This window comes from Brevibacillus sp. M2.1A (genome assembly GCF_013284355.2).
Lineage (GTDB): Bacteria > Bacillota > Bacilli > Brevibacillales > Brevibacillaceae > Brevibacillus.
Genome location: NZ_JABSUY020000001.1, coordinates 1,248,185 through 1,263,591 on the forward strand (window position 1 = coordinate 1,248,185; position 15,407 = coordinate 1,263,591).

Annotated in this window: 7 protein-coding genes; all 7 read right to left on the reverse strand. The window is 45.8% G+C overall.

All coding sequences use genetic code 11. From position 1 onward, the window contains the following. Positions 1 to 45: 45 nt before the first annotated feature. The gene (locus tag HP567_RS06205; protein ID WP_173610656.1) at positions 46 to 2,868 is read right to left on the reverse strand and encodes a discoidin domain-containing protein; all 2,823 of its coding nucleotides are present in this window, start codon (positions 2,866 to 2,868) and stop codon (positions 46 to 48) included. A 20-nt stretch (positions 2,869 to 2,888) separates the two neighbouring features. Next, entirely contained in the window at positions 2,889 to 4,037 is a 1,149-nt protein-coding gene (locus tag HP567_RS06210; protein ID WP_173610655.1) for a hypothetical protein, read from the reverse strand. Positions 4,038 to 4,049: 12 nt separating this feature from the next. Beyond that, positions 4,050 to 8,708: a hypothetical protein gene (locus tag HP567_RS06215; protein WP_229087927.1), complete on the reverse strand. Its 4,659-nt coding sequence runs from the start codon at positions 8,706 to 8,708 to the stop codon at positions 4,050 to 4,052. A gap of 11 nt (positions 8,709 to 8,719) precedes the next feature. Further along, positions 8,720 to 11,977: a family 16 glycoside hydrolase gene (locus HP567_RS06220; protein ID WP_229087928.1), complete on the reverse strand. Its 3,258-nt coding sequence runs from the start codon at positions 11,975 to 11,977 to the stop codon at positions 8,720 to 8,722. Positions 11,978 to 12,059: 82 nt separating this feature from the next. Then, positions 12,060 to 13,148, reverse strand: coding sequence for a hypothetical protein (locus tag HP567_RS06225; protein ID WP_173610653.1), 1,089 nt, complete (start codon positions 13,146 to 13,148; stop codon positions 12,060 to 12,062). A gap of 14 nt (positions 13,149 to 13,162) precedes the next feature. Then, a complete protein-coding gene (locus HP567_RS06230; RefSeq protein ID WP_173610652.1) occupies positions 13,163 to 14,968 on the reverse strand; it encodes a hypothetical protein in 1,806 nt (601 codons plus the stop codon). 13 nt (positions 14,969 to 14,981) lie between these two features. Continuing rightward, a complete protein-coding gene (locus tag HP567_RS06235) occupies positions 14,982 to 15,401 on the reverse strand; it encodes a hypothetical protein (RefSeq protein ID WP_047072281.1) in 420 nt (139 codons plus the stop codon). Positions 15,402 to 15,407: the final 6 nt, after the last annotated feature.

Below are 15,407 nucleotides of genomic sequence, written 5' to 3' on the forward strand. Positions count from 1 at the left end.
TTGAACTTTTCGTAATACTAAACTGAGCTCTCATCGTATTCATATTCAATTCACCTTGATTTTCTCAATACTCGAATATTGATTCATATCAAGAGTCAATGAGTACACACTGTTACCAGACGGAAGCACAACGTCTTCTGTCAATTCAATCGAGTACTCAGTTTTAAGCCGTAATGTACCATCTAGCTCCATATAGTTGTCATGATCAAAGTTAGGGGCTTCGTTACTAGAAAAGGATGCAATCCCGAGAGAATAATTGTGTTCACCGGGGGCAAATTTCAAAACCTCAATAGGGGGTATTTTATAATCAGCAGTGTAGGGGATGGTGATATTTACTTCAGAGGGAGAAATAGGTGAGGCGGTAACTCCATACTTTTCTACTTGAATCATTGAAACACCGTTGCCAGGTACGTTACCCCCTGAACTACCGCCTACCGTATCTGTATAGGTGGGGAGAGTGTCTTTGTCATACCAAATGCAGCCGATGCTGTTAAGGACTGCTTTATCACTAAGGTTGGCTCGAATGACAAGAGAATTACCTGGCAAGAAAGTGTTTAAATCAACTAACTGATTCAATGGAACACCTGCTGTGAACGTGGTTCCTCCATCGAGTGACAAATCAATGCGGATATTGCCCTCGTACTCTGCATCCAGCACAAGATGGGTTGGCACCTTTGCCAATGGAATCGGTTTGGAAACCATGACAGGATTTTTATCAGATGTTTGCAGTATTTGTATTTCAGTAACGGTCATGTATGTGCTTTTATTCCATACGGTTACTTTAACTTCATTAATTAGATAGCCCAGGTTGACAGGGTAGTGCCATGAACCGTCACCATGTACTCCTGTATCGTTATTTGAAGCGAGATTAATTCTTGGGGTAACTGCTTCCCATTGACCTGTTGATGGATTTTTGACAAAAATTTGATGATCGCAATAATCGTGTCCGCTCTGTCCTGAACTACCATTCATCCAAAGTATGATTTTATATATTTCTACGGGTGTCACCCATTTCATGAATAAGTCAGCACTTGTACCACTCTGAAGCCAGCAATCAGTATATCCACCTGATGTTGCAATGGCATTATCATCTGCAATTTTTTCAACAGAATAGTTAACTGTCGTGCTATTTGCTTTGAATGGTCGATAGGAAGAATTGTTGTTATTATAATCTCCAACGGAAGAAGCGGTCTGTACACCAAGTGTTTGCCAGCTATAAATAGCGCCTGCAGATTTGATGACAGTTCCATTGGTTATTTGAAAGGATTCTGACTTAGATTCATCAATTCCCGACGTATCCTTAAAACAATCTGCATACAGATTGTGCCGAACAGATGCCCCTTGATTTTCCTTTTCCAAAGTACGATAAGCATTACGCAAAATATTAGTAGCAGCAACAACGTCTACTAACGGTTTGGTACTGCTACGATCCCCGCCTCCCCCTTCTTTGCTTGGCATCTCAACAAGCATACTATCGTCATACCAAGTAAATCCTAACGATTTTAAACTGCCTGTAGACGGAATGTTAGCTCGTAATTGGAGGTTTGTACCTTTTAGTGAAGAGGTATCGATTAGCTTGTTTAAATCGATGTTGTTTACCCAAGTTGTTCCATCAAGGGTCAGGTCGAAGGTGACCGCGTCAGTATACTCCGCAGTTGTAATAATCTTCTTTGGAGAGCGGCCAACATTAACTGCCTTAGTCACGAGCGTAACAGCGTCAATAGCTTCATAGAATTTAATCTCGTGCCAACCGGTATAAATCACTGGGTATGCCCTGAGATAACTGCGAAGCTTGGCCAGGCGGTAATAGCGGTATGCAGAAGTATTGGTGAAGTTGTGTTCTGTTTCTGAATCAGTGTTTACAGGAGATCCTGCGTATATATCTGTCCAATTCGTATCATCGTTTGAACCTTGAAGCGTAAACGAGGCAATACTGTACTGTCCACTGGAAATTCGAAGAGGTTTAATTGCGAGCTTAGTAATAATTTTGGGGACGAAAAAGTCAATTTGCCACCAATGACCTTCTGCCGGAGGAGTCGCTCCATTTGAATAATAGTAATCAGTTACATTTCCGTTGATTCCCATCCATCCAGGGTAAACAGATGTTTCACTAGACGAGGTTACGTGATAAGGGGTGGGTTCAGTTGGACTGGACATGATGATGTTTGTATCGTAAAGCCCGGGTGAGACAGTACCATTTATAATGGCAAAAGAAGATGACTTTTCGGTATCAATTCCTGAGGAATCGCTAAATACATCTACATACATGTTGTTTTGACGATAGGCGGGTCTGTTATGTGTTTCCGCATCACGGAAGGTATTCAGCAAAATATTGATTGGGGTCTGTAAATCAAAGGAACTGCTTGATGCTCCCCCATTATTTCCCCCCCCACCCCCAGAACCAATCCTCCCCTGCATATCATCCAACCGAGCTTTCAGACTAGGAAAAGTTCGCCCATCCCGATCCCGGCGTGCAGCGACCACCTCGGCATTCGGGTTAGAGGAGACATCGCTTTGCAGCTTCAAAATGGCTTGGTCTTGCTGTGCGTTTTTTTGCTCGACTTGCGAAAGACGGAGATCTTGCGTCTGATTTTTCGCTTCTACCGCACCGACCGTTGACGATAACGTATTCAGCCCCGTTTGAAAGGTAGAAACAGCACCTTTCACGGCATCAAGCTGACGATCCTGTTCATCGTCTTTATCTTTTAGCTCACGGAATTTATCCTGTAAGCTCGGTTTATTATCTCTGGCATCATCCAGCTCCTGGAGGTAGGAGTCGATTTCGGCGTGGGTACGTTTTCCCTTGTTGGCCAACTGATTATGATCGAGGACGACTTCGGTGCCTGTTCGGGTGATTCTGACCGACATACGTTCAGCTCCTTTTCGATTTATTTGGTATAAACGGCGGACAAATTGAGCCCAAAATGGACATGCGTCGTTTTATCAACGAGTGCTGGATCGGTCTCACGGGAAATCCGCGTCCAGAAAACTTGTTCATTTCCTGCCGCAGTATCCGGCAGGGTGAAAGAATCGCCCCACGTACCAGGCACGCCGTTTTTGTCTGTAGCGACATCTACTAGCCGCTTGTACTGATCGGTACCTGCATAGGAGGTGAGGACCCCTTCGATACCCGTAAAAGTCCCATGATGCATCGTATTTCGGGCTATCATTTTCACTTCCCTATACTGGTCTTGGAGCATATGACCGAGAAACTCCTCCGTGTTGTCTTGCAGGTGGACCTCATTTCCTTCGCCATCGATAAAAAAGAGGGTGAGAGAGGGGGAAAAGTCGTATTCGTCTCCGCCCCACATTTCCATCTGGTCGCTGGAGCTAATCGTTGTTTTTCCGTCTGCTTCCGCAAAACGGAGGGAGCCAATGAATGGAATAGGATGCTGAGTCATATCAAATTGAATAGATGTTTGGCTTGTCCGACACGTTTTGGAGTCGACAACGGCTCCTGTGGAATCGAGCAGCTCTACACGGGTGCCGGGGGAGAGGTTTGAGACAGTGAGAGTGGGGAGGGAGAAAACGCGGACGTGTTCCATGTCCAGATAGTCGTCTGTAGCGCTGCTGTTGAGAAAGATACCGATTTTGGGAGCAAGGCGGTTGAATTCCTCCGAACCGATGATGTGCCAGATGGCTCCGTCCTCGGACCAATAAGCGGTGTAGGTATTGTAGTCGCGTATTAATCGAAGCCAGGGGAAGGTTTTCACAGTGCCTTGCGATGCATCGTAATATTCTTCGACGTGGAAAAAGTCATTGTGGTTAATGAAGACAGTCAATCCGCCTGTGCTTCCGGAAGCTTTCGGATTGTATGAATTTTTCATATCGAGGACGAATTGTTTCACGGGGGTAAGTGTGTCTAAAAAGAGTTGAAGCGGCTCGGCTCCGCCTTTTAAACGGAGCGAGCCTGGTGCGTCTGATAGCGACCACCTTGAAGAGTCATTTGGTGTCATGTTCCACTTGGAATCGAGGGTAAGAGAATCGAAAGAATCCTCGAAGAGAAACCCCGATTTACGCCGAGAAACTACACTCATAGAAGTACCTCCTTACGTAAATAGCCATATTCGTTTGCCAATCACACATGCCTCAGGGCGTTGTTTCCAGATGGCGAGCAAGCATTTGATCAGTGCTTCGACGCATTTGTCTCCGCTGCCGGGATCGCAGTAGGGGGTGACGAGGACCTTGTCGCAGATCCAGTTGGTTAGTTTGATGTAGTCGATATTGCAGTAATCCCAGACCTCTGTTGTACCTTTTGCTGTAAATACCCAGGTGAAAGTATGCCTTCCTCTATCTACTTGAAACACAGGGGCACCACCAGCATTTGTATAGCTACCTCGAAGAACGCCATCAATGAAAAAGTCCAATTGGCTATTAAAAGGAGAGGGGACAATTGTCCAGTTTTCCGTTGCTTTGAAATTTCGGAGCTTGAACGTAGTCAAATAGCTTTTGCCAGTCCACTCGCTTATTTCGCCTTTTTGTTCTGTAGTAATTTCGACACGTACTTTAGATACGGAAGGTTTGGATAGGTTTTCGAGGGTAAAGTCGTAGTTTCCGGAGAGATTAACGGTAGTGTTTTGAAGCTTGTTGCCTGTTTGATCATAGATGTTTACCTGAATATTGCTACCGTTACAACCGCCCATCCATATGGGGACGTTGGCAGTCGTTTTGAAGTTGTATACAAACGCTGATGATTTAGGGAGCGGGAGCTTGTCATGGAATGTATACTCTCCATTACTTAATCTCGCTTCGGCATCACAATCTGTATAGAACTTGATTCGGATAGAATAATTTTTACCTTCATCAGAATCATTGGTAATAGCAGCTTTGATTGTTTGTACATCATCAAAATCCGTGTATTTCTCTTCTGATATGATGGTCCCGTTGTCTTCGTCGTAAACTCTTACGCGGACATAGGCATCGCGGCATGGTTTTGATTTTTTACTTTGTCTGATTTCGATTGTATCGATCCAACACCAGGAGTCATCGGGTATGATTACTTGAGTGGGAGGGGGGAGATTGGGTTCATATGGCGAGTTGTCTTTTGGATAAATAGAGCCTAGTTTATCAATGCAATATCTTCCCCATTTTTCTTCAGCTTTTCCCTGGCTGAGAGTAAAGACTCCTCCATTGTCATCTAATCCCCCCCTATGACTTATTCCCTTTAGCAGTTTGTAATCAATACGATAATGTCTACCTTGAGGGACATCATACTTTATGAAATGTTCAGCCTGGCCTGTAGGACCTGCTGATAAGGGGTAAGAATCGATAATTGTTCGATTGGTTATATCCGTTACGGTAACTTCTACTTTTGTGTCGTCATAGTTATTGCTGAATTCACGGTGTTTATTGGATGTTAATTTAAGATTACGGATCGCGATGTAATAGGGGACTTCATCTTTTCCAAGCGTTGAGTCTTTAAAAAAAGTTCGTTTGACGTCAAAGACAATGCAATAGGGACCTGGCTTATTACAATAAAATTTTGGGGCGGCGTGGTGTTTAGCGGCGCTCCAATCTCTTATTTTATAGGGATTCTGCTTGTTTCCTACATTCATCCTCTTATTACCTGTGGTTGTGATTGTTGGGGTGTTCCAGCCAATACTTTTACGTGTTACAAGAAGATGAGAATTCGTTTTAGGATCGTATTCCGTCGCTATTGCGTAGCTATATAATCTTTTCGTAGAGACTTGTCGCCCATTTTTATTACCTTGTTGACTATCTAGTTCGTAACAATAGTACTGATAGTCAAACTCAACTTCTAAATGTTCATTCCCCACACTGTCAAAGATAACGTACCAAAAGGTGGAAGAATTATTTTTATTTGCAACCTGTTCAGACGTAATCACATAGGTGTTGTCATAGTGTATCGGTGTCTTTTTAGCAGCGTCAGGATGAGGGCGGAAAACCCATTTGACAGGGACATCGAATGCATTTGGAACATCATAGCCTTTACCAGCATAGATTTTTAATCGCTCGGAATATTTGGCTGATGTGACAGAAGAGTTATTAATAAATCGCCTGAGTGTGTAACCATCTCTTTCAGTTCCTTGCGCAATAGGTACGTTCCCATCGTAGTAAATCTTTACAGGACCTTGGGTATATTGCATCCATCGCACTCTAAATTTCCTTTTAGATTCATATACTTGTTGGTGATCAATAAAAGGGCTATAATCACCCAAATGAGTCTCTGATCCCGCCGGATAGCACTTCTCACCACCTGTAGAAGGATCGGGTTTCGTCGGCGGCTTATAATCGGGATCGGGGTCCTCAACCTCAATTTCATCACAATCTTCAAATACCCATTTTAACGTTTGCTTACCACGCCCCAGTGGAACCAATACGGTACGGCCAAGCGGATCACTTGTGCTTTTGTTTTCAGACCATATTAACCGATTGTTACTATATAAACTGAGATACTCGTAGTCTGAAAAGGAACCACCGTATTCAAACTTTACGAACCCCGGTTCATTCAAATCTATATTCTCGACATACAGGCGGTTCAGGGTACCGTCTTTATTCTCGACCTTAAGTACACCGTCTCCTCCGTGACCTTCCCCATGATAACGAGTAACGATATCTTCCCATTCCCAGTTGTCATCGACACGAATTTCACGTGCATAGTTATCCCGATCATTGAAGTCCTCAGAGAAAATTACTTCATAGTCATCTTCCTCTGAATCATCAACGAGACTTTTCAACTCCAGTTCTTCCGAAAAGTCAAAGAAGGAACCAGGATTCAGGAAGATGTTGTAAACATTTTCTGCACGATCCTTTTCTGTGTAACTGGAGTTTTTGTCTGTTCTCCATTCCCGGTCTACATCAATATAGCTGCCCATCGGTGTTTTATGTTTGCCACTTGAAGACCGATAAGAGAATTCACCAGGATAAGTTTCCTCAAGGGGCTCTTCTGTCAGGTCATCTTGAATCCGAAAAATAACGGTATTACGGCCTTTTACTAATGGGAGCTGTACATTTTTCTCCCATTCATCTCCCGTCGCTTCTAGTTGTTGTACGTCATTGATAATGACAAGGAGTCTTTCTGTATCACGTAAACCAGTAGTAAAACTGAACTCAATCCACCCATCGGCCTCAAGCTCAAGAGTATAGGTGGCATCTCCATTTCCGGAAACAATGGGGTCCTGCATATAAATTCCGCTACCAAGTCCAGGAATCGACTTCCATTCCCAGTGACTCACCCCGGTGAAGGAGAAGTTTAAAGGGTCAGAAACATTGGTGGTTCGTTCCTCGTAGTGATCAATCTCTAGTGGTGGACAAATCAGTTGGACATCTCCTGTTAAATCAACGGTACAGTTGTCACCAATTTCAATATCATAAGAAATGATAGCTGAATCTTCTTGAGTGGAGGAGGAACGTCCATCTAATGACCACTGCCACCCATGTTGTGAGACCGCGGTACTTCCTCGTACTCCTTCGCCGATTTGGGTACGGGAAGCAAATTCTTCATCGAAAAATAGAACAGATTCATTCGTATAGGGAGGGTTATCCACCCCCATTTCGTATTGAAAACTAAAATCTCCAGCGCACTCTGCATCGATGACTCTTTGAACTTTCCTTGAAAGCGTATCGTTAATTCCTGAAAAATAGGTGGTCATAATACTCTTATCTGAAAACGTAATCCATTCCCACCCAGGAATGTTATAAGCCGCATCCCCCAACGTATCCACATCCGGCGGTGTCTGCTCATCCAAGCTCTGCACCACCTCAACGCACTCCACATCTTTAACATAAACCGCATTTTTCCCAAACCGCCGATCACTCATCCGACGCACAAACCAATCAAACTTGTACGTCTGCCCTGGCTTGACGTGAAACTTCGCTTCCTGCCAGCTGTTGTTTTGATTCCATTCCCCGCCAACCTGATTGTTGTTAATAAAAAACAGCAACCCATCGCCAGGAGCAGTGCTAACCATGTACTTAAAACGAATAAAGCCTTGCTTTTTAAAGCGCCACTGAAAAGTCACTTTGCTGGAATTACCGTGCTTGAGAGTGGTCACATCCAGCTTCATGATGTTTTCACTTCCCGCCATCTCATTGGAGCCGACGGAGTGAACCATTTTCCATTCCTGATCTTCCGTCGAGGAGACGTAGCGGAACAAGCCGTGAAATTTATCCGACAACGGGAGAGTCCGCATATCAAAGGTCGGGACTTCTTTATCGATGGCATCGTAATGATTGAGATAGTAACCGCTAAAGTGATGATAGTAAGGAGCCGGACAAACTGGCAGCGAAACATTTTGATGGGTTCCATCCGGCTGCTCGGCGTTTTTCAGGATTTTGTAAATGCAATCGCGTACCATGAGCAAGGCTCGCTGGTAGTCGTTTTTTTGCGGATCGATTTGCTGGTTGACCCACCATTCCAGGCGACGGTACATGTTCCAAAGCGCTTCGCGGCAACGAACCTTGGCATACCAATTTTTGTCCCGGACAAATTGTTCAATCATCTGATCGATCATGCTTTCGAGAGAGTCGAGATTAACCGTCTGCCAACGACCAATCTGACCCTTGCCGGGATCGCCCAAAAGTGGATTCTGATACCCAGCGTAACGATCCTCTGCGCGAGGGCGATTGGGGCTGTCCGGATTGTCCGGATGATTCGGGTGGAATGCGCCCTCTACCAGCGAGGAGCGCATTTTTCCGAATGTGACGTTGCCCACTGATTTAGAAAAAATGCCAAACGTATGACCCAAAATGATCACCTCTAATCGGTAAAATCGTATTGCAGGTTATGATCTACCCAGACGCGGATGCGGTTTCCCGTAACCCAAACACGCAGCGTGTACCATTTCTCTTTTTCCCAGGCAAACGGGTTCATCGGGGTAGAGTACATGGTTGATCTGCCATTCTCTACCTTAAAAAGCTGCATGGGCCGCGGCATACCACTGGCGCTTCCGCCACTGACGACGAACATCCAGTAGTTCTGGTCGTTGTGATATTTGAACACGATGCCAGCGCTGTCTCCATCTGCGGGCTCATCTACTTTGAAATCGACCTCAAACTGATAGTCTGAATAAGTAAAGTCATTTCGAATGTAGCCGCTCATGCTACTGGAGCCTTTTGGATGGGTAAAAGTGCCTTGGTCGCGATTATGCTCCCAAGTGCCCGAGCCAAAACGGGTCCAGTTGTCTTGCCCCATCGCGAGTGCATTCATATCCGTCGTCCATGGATAGTACGCATTGAATGGATCGTGGGGATCGTATGCTTCTGGAACAGAAAAACCACCTGACCAATGCTCGGGATCATGTTCAGCTTCGAGAACATCGTTGGAGTAGTCGTAGACCAAACCTTGTCCTATTTCTTCTATACGATCTGCCCATGCTTTCTTGTAGTCGCGAACAGAAAGTAATGGTTTCTCGATATGACCTTTTCTATGATCCAATTGGCCAGCCAAGTATTCCAGGATGACGGCGTCTGCGAGTTCTTTTTTACCCATGATTTGGGTGAGGAGCGAGGTAGCACGCTCTTGGTTGGAGGCGACCCAATCTGCGTTGATAACAGCTTGATCTGGTTGTTTGTAACTGAGGATGGATTCGATCAGATGAGCTGCTGCTTCCGGCTGATAGGCAATCAGTTGCTCATGCAATACCGTTTGTTCCAGTGCGAGCTTGGCATACTTTCGCCATTCGTCGTCTTGCAGTTCTCCATCACGCGCGCCTTTTTCTGCCACATCGTATAAATCGACGAGGTAACTGGCTCGTTCATGCGGGGAGGTAGCGAAGAGATAGCCGCTGCACAATTCCGTGATTCTGCTGCGTAGTATTGCGGTGACCGGCAACTCGTCAAGGTCGCTGGCGTGAGCGGATTTGCGGGCTGTATGCTCGTCGAACAAAAAGGACGGATCGGGTTCCATGTAACCAAATGGATTCTCAATTTGCAGCTCGGCTGGACGGAATACATCTTCGCCGACCAGTGCTTCTGTAATGGTTGAAGGGGCTGCCTCCATTTGACTGGTGATTTCCACCTCCTCAACCGTGGAAGAGAGCAATACTTCCCGTTTTCCTGTAACCCCGTCCTCCTCCAGATACGAGAGAATCTCATTCTGGCGGGTGGACTCCCATGTCTCAAAGGAAAGAATGCCGGCTCTGTCTTGCAACGCTTTACTGAAAATGACTTCAGATTCGATCAATGCCTGAACCCGTGTCCGCACACCCTCTAAAAATTCTTCATCTACGTAAGCATCGAAAGTTTTGTTGGTCAGCGCCCATTCCATGAGTGCTTCTAAAATACTCTGACCGTCTGTAAGGCGCGAGGCAAAAATCATGTCGTCCATCAGGTGGGAAGGGAATTCTTTGGAAGCAAGGATGTCTTCCAAAAGATGAGCGGGCAGTAAGCGCAAGATGGTTGCGAAGATCATATCTTCTGCCAGGAGACTTGGGCGTACATTTTCCAGATTGGCGAAAATGTCATCCTCATCCTGGTAAAAGGATGGCTTAGGTGCTTTGCCCCCACTAAGATCGATGGCGCGTTCCTTTTCCCAAAGATGAGCAGCATGTACGAGCTGGCGATCTGCGCGAAGGTCATCTTTGATAATCGAAGTGGGACGAGACAGATCTTTCTTTCCGAGTTCGAAGTGCTGGGGAATCCAGAGCGGATTGGTTTTCTCTCGAAGAGAATCATTGATGGGGTTGGGAACAAACAAGAGGTGACTGTTGTGTCGGGAGCTTTGTTCCAGATAGGTTATGAGCGAAGCATCTGTTTGAATTGTTCGGGTTCCCGTAATCTGTGATAGGAAAATAGCGAGCTCCGAAACTACGTCTCGATTACCAATAGCATATTCCGTGATGAGTGTACCTAGTGATTGATAGGGACGAGCAGCATGGAGTCGAGAGCGATTGATGAACAAGTCATTTCGGTATGGTCGGAAAGCTGTTGGTGAAAAGGAATCGAGGGAGAGAAGACGCGTGAAATCTCGATAGCCCCAGTAGCGATTCTGCAAAAGGGAACCACCTTGGAGCATGGTTCGAAAACCTGTAGAAGCCCGATGGATCGTTAAATCTTGCGTAGCGATCCTGCTTGCATGGTGAAGGAAGTGCAGCAAGGCGTCATACTGACGGGCTTTGAGGTAAGCCCAGTCCATGTCGCGAAGCACCTTCGTCGGTTTTGTTTTCATCCGGTGGAAGGTTTGCACGAAGTGACGGGTCATTTCAAAGACAAAATGACGCTCGCCAATGAAACGGGACCAATCCGTATACATGGCATGTCTGTTATCCCGGCTGGAAAGAGGCAGGTTGTTCTCAATAGATAGATTGTGAGTGATTGATCTGGTTGCGTATTCTCTTTCCATCTGCACAAAAAGAGAAGCCCAAAACTTTCGCCCAGCCAAGCTTCTATCGGTATTTACGAATAAATCGAAGGTAGAGAAACGCTCGCCCGTGAACCATTCATTCATCTTTTTTCCAGCGAAACGCTTAGTCCTTGTTGCGACAGGTTGTTCTTTCCCAATGATAGCTTCGGCAAAAATGGAACGACTCGCCGATCCTGGTGGCAAATCTATATGCAGCTCATCCTTATTCACGCGTACGGACATTTGGGCAGGGTTGAGCTTTGCCATTCCTGCTGCTTTAATCCGATCTGATAAATGTACACGACGAATAACTTGTAATGGCTGCTTGATAATTCGGTCAGCATCCAGGGCATCGTCCTGAAGCAAGCTCTCTTTAAGCGGCGAGCGATCGGATACCACGACCAGTTCCATGGGATTGGCCATGCTGGTATCATTCCGAATCATATCCTGCAAAGAGTCTTGTAGATCAGCAGCAAATGATTTCCGGTTCGCGAGCAAATAATCCAGCATGACCATACTGGCACTTTGTCCGTAGGGAATATAGACGAAGGAATACTTGCGGGAGGGCGAGGTCGTGAAAGTTACTTTTCCGATATAGTTGCGCATAGAAGCGTAGTGGTCTGCAAGTCTGAATTGATAGGCTGCTAGAGAAGAAATCCCGGTCAAATGGTTCACCTCCCAAAAAGAAGGGGGAACACCAGAGATGCGTTCTAGTTTTCCCCCTTTTGCTAGCTATACGGTTTTAGAGGGACTTCTTTTAGTAGCGAACTTCCTTCAGGAAAGCGACCCCCATTTTTACGTTGGCGGAGTAGTTCATGAAATTCTGTTCGGTATTATGGTCGAAATAGCGGTACACTTCCTGCTTGTGTTTCTTGGTCGTGTCGCTCGGATCGACATCAATGATCAATTCATCCAAGTGGAGAATGTTGTTTTTCGAAACGGCAATGCAGGCATCCAAGCTACCGCGGTATCCATCGTAGCCATGTACGACATAAATCGGGCTCAAATGGTAACGGCGTGTCCAAGCAGATGCGTTAAAGCCTTGTGGTTCCAGAAGAAGACCCGTGTCCCCGAGCTTGCTATCGGAATACGCCTTGCCCGGCTGTGGAGCTTGGGTAATGAAGGCAGGATAGTGCTTTTGGAAGCGAATGCCCGATTTTGTCGCAAGCATTTGCAAGGTGTTGTTGCCAAAAGAGGTGTATTGACCATAATCGTGTGGGGCGATCGGAGCAGCAGGCTCAGTAGCGACAGCTCCAGCCGTCAGCATGATGTTTCCAACCACATCATCCATGTTGTATTTGAACGGCTTGAGTGCGCCGACATAGAGGAAGCTCTTGCGATAATCTTCAAAGTGAACAGCAGGATCGCCAACGGCAACCAGAGAAAGGCGATTGTTCATCACATTCATGTACAGGTAGACTGGTTTATCAATCGTACGATCTGTCGGTTTGCCATTCACGACGAATTTCTCGTCGGCCCATTCGAAATTGACTGGATGACCTTCTGTTGCGAAGGTTTTGGCTGTGGCATTGTAGTCTGTCAATACTTGAACCGTCAAAGAGCTGTGTTCTTTCGGGTTGGTGAAGCCTGGATTGACGAATTTCACATAAAACTCTTTGGTCTCGGTGTTAATTTTGGAGATGCCCTTTAGGACAAGCTCGGAGGTTTTGCCAGAAGCGGAATCTTTTTTGGTGAGATCGGTCATGACCGTCCAGGTCGATTTCTCCTGCGTCTCTCCAGCGGTTGCGTTATGGGGATAGTTAGTAAGTTGTTCGATTTGAGATTTAATCGTATCTAGGAGCTCTTTAGAAGTGGTGATTTTTTCAATGTATTTAAAATTGGCCATGTGAAAATCCTCCTTTAATATACTTCTTTTAAAATGGCGATGGTGCAATCGGTAGGGTTGGGGGAGTACTTGAAGAAGTTTACAGGGGTATTGATTCGGAAGAACTTGTATACCTCTGTCCAAGTTCCGGCAGCAGGGTCCTTCGGATCTTTTGGTTCCTCTGTATCTACGACGAGCTCGTCCTTGTTGATCAGATTATGGTCCTCAATTGCTACGACACTGTCGAGGTAGCCACGATAGCCTTCGAACTGGTGTACCAGATAGATCGGCGATGCATGATATTTCTTCGTCCATTTCGAGCTTTGGAAGCCGTTTGCTTCGAGTACCATTTTGGACAGCTCAGGAGGGATTGTGCCCACTCCATCGTATTTGGGGAGCTGGGTAATAAAGGCAGGGTAGTACGCTTGGAAGTAAACGGAGCTACGGGTTTGCAGCATGGAGAAGGAGTACATGCCGTTGGAGGTATAGCGTCCCCAGCCCGAATAGTTAGGATTGGTGTCCTGCTTGATGTCGGCTGGAAGGAATCCTGATTTTTCCTTGGTTAAATCACCCATGCCGACTGTGATGCCAAAATTGCCTTTGTGATCATAGTCAGCAAAAGGAATCGTTTTTCCGATATAAGCAAAGCTGCTGTAGTAAGCATCCATATCAGGCGAAGGGTCGCCTTCAATTACGATTGCTACACGATCATTACTTACAGAGAGGTTGTATTCCACCCAATAGTCTGGGCGACGCTTCTTGTTTGGTACCCAAGAGACGACAGAGTCGGCGCCGTAGAAAAAGTGGGAGGAAGGGCTTTTAATTTCGACCTTGTCGTCGTAATCGAGTGCCCATGCTTCATGAGGCGGGATGTATTTGTCGGTATCTTCAGGATTGTTCCATTTGTTGTATTGAAGTTCAGCTTGTTTTTGATCGAGGACGACCGGGACTTTGCCGGGAATAACTGTGCTCATATCGCAGGCAAGCTGGTACGTATCGGCAGAGTTTCCAACGGGATTTTTGCCTGTGAAGCCTTTGCCGTAGGACACATCCAGATAGTTGTACTGCTGGATGGGATGCTTCAACATGACGAAGTAGTCGTTAGGCGTTTGGCCTGTAGGTACGTCAGGAACGGATTTTAGGACGACCGTGTGGTCGTAGTGATGGACGGGGTTGGCAATGTATTTGACCATTCCGAATTTGTAGAGGGTAGGACGAACATAAGTCCATTCCCAAGAGTAGTAAAATACCGACCATTGACCTTTTGAAAGAAGATCGTTCCAATCAGAGGGCATTTGTGTAATGAGTTTATACTCATCCCACTCTTTTCCAGGGGTAAATGTTACCCCATCCAACTCATACTTGCCCTGTTGTACCACATAGCATTTCTTCTTGACAGTGTTGGCAGGGTCGGTATCATCGACATTCACCACCAGTAGACCAGGAACAGGAAGGGTGATGTCGTTTCCTTCATCATTTTTATAGACAAACTCTTTCACTTGGATTTTTTTGTTTGATTTAATATTTTCTGTATTGATCGTTTCGAAGATATAGCCATCTGCATCAACGAGAAGAGTCCCTCCATTACCTCGTAACTCCCTCAAATCCGGCAAAACATAAACCGGGTAAGTCTTCCCATCCGTATGCTTGTACGTCCCTTGCGTATTCGCAACAGTCGTCTTCTGATACGTAACCCACTTATCTTCATTAACCTCAAACACCTTTTCCCAGCGGTTCTTAGTATCCGGGATTTTGGCATTGACGATTTCATCAGCCAGCTTGTTGATGAGCAAATCGGCTGTGACCTCGCCCTCGATCCAAGCTACTTGTTTACTAGGCATCCATACGCCTCCTTTACAGTTTCTTGCGTAAAAATTTCACATTGTACCAAACTTTCTTTTCCGTACCTGAAATGTTGTGGAAGTCAAAGCGGACTTGCGCATTTGGCTTCAACGGATAGACGATCCCAAAGCTGTTTCCCATCGAGACGGACTCCGGGAGCTCTTTGGTATAAATCGTTTCACAGACCTTCACGCCGTCCAAACTCAGCTCCCAGTAATCGCCGACGCAGTAATTATTGGTAGCAAACGCCACGGATAAAAATTCTGTCGGGTAGGGAAGGGCATAGGTATCGGAAAAGACTTGCTTGGACGCAGTCACATCAATCATGCGTCCACGAATGAAGGGCTCGGTAAATTTGGAAAAGTGCGGGTAGGGGAGCTCACGTACTTTGTCGATCACGCCCCCGCCCGAATAAACAACGGAGAAGCCCACTTGTAC

What these genes read in the sequence shown, in the direction of transcription:
- HP567_RS06230 (WP_173610652.1), bottom strand. Translation starts at nt 14,968, where the DNA reads ATGCCTAGTAAACAAGTAGCTTGGATCGAGGGCGAGGTCACAGCCGAT.
- HP567_RS06210 (WP_173610655.1), bottom strand. Translation starts at nt 4,037, where the DNA reads ATGAGTGTAGTTTCTCGGCGTAAATCGGGGTTTCTCTTCGAGGATTCT.
- HP567_RS06205 (WP_173610656.1), bottom strand. Translation starts at nt 2,868, where the DNA reads ATGTCGGTCAGAATCACCCGAACAGGCACCGAAGTCGTCCTCGATCAT.
- HP567_RS06225 (WP_173610653.1), bottom strand. Translation starts at nt 13,148, where the DNA reads ATGGCCAATTTTAAATACATTGAAAAAATCACCACTTCTAAAGAGCTC.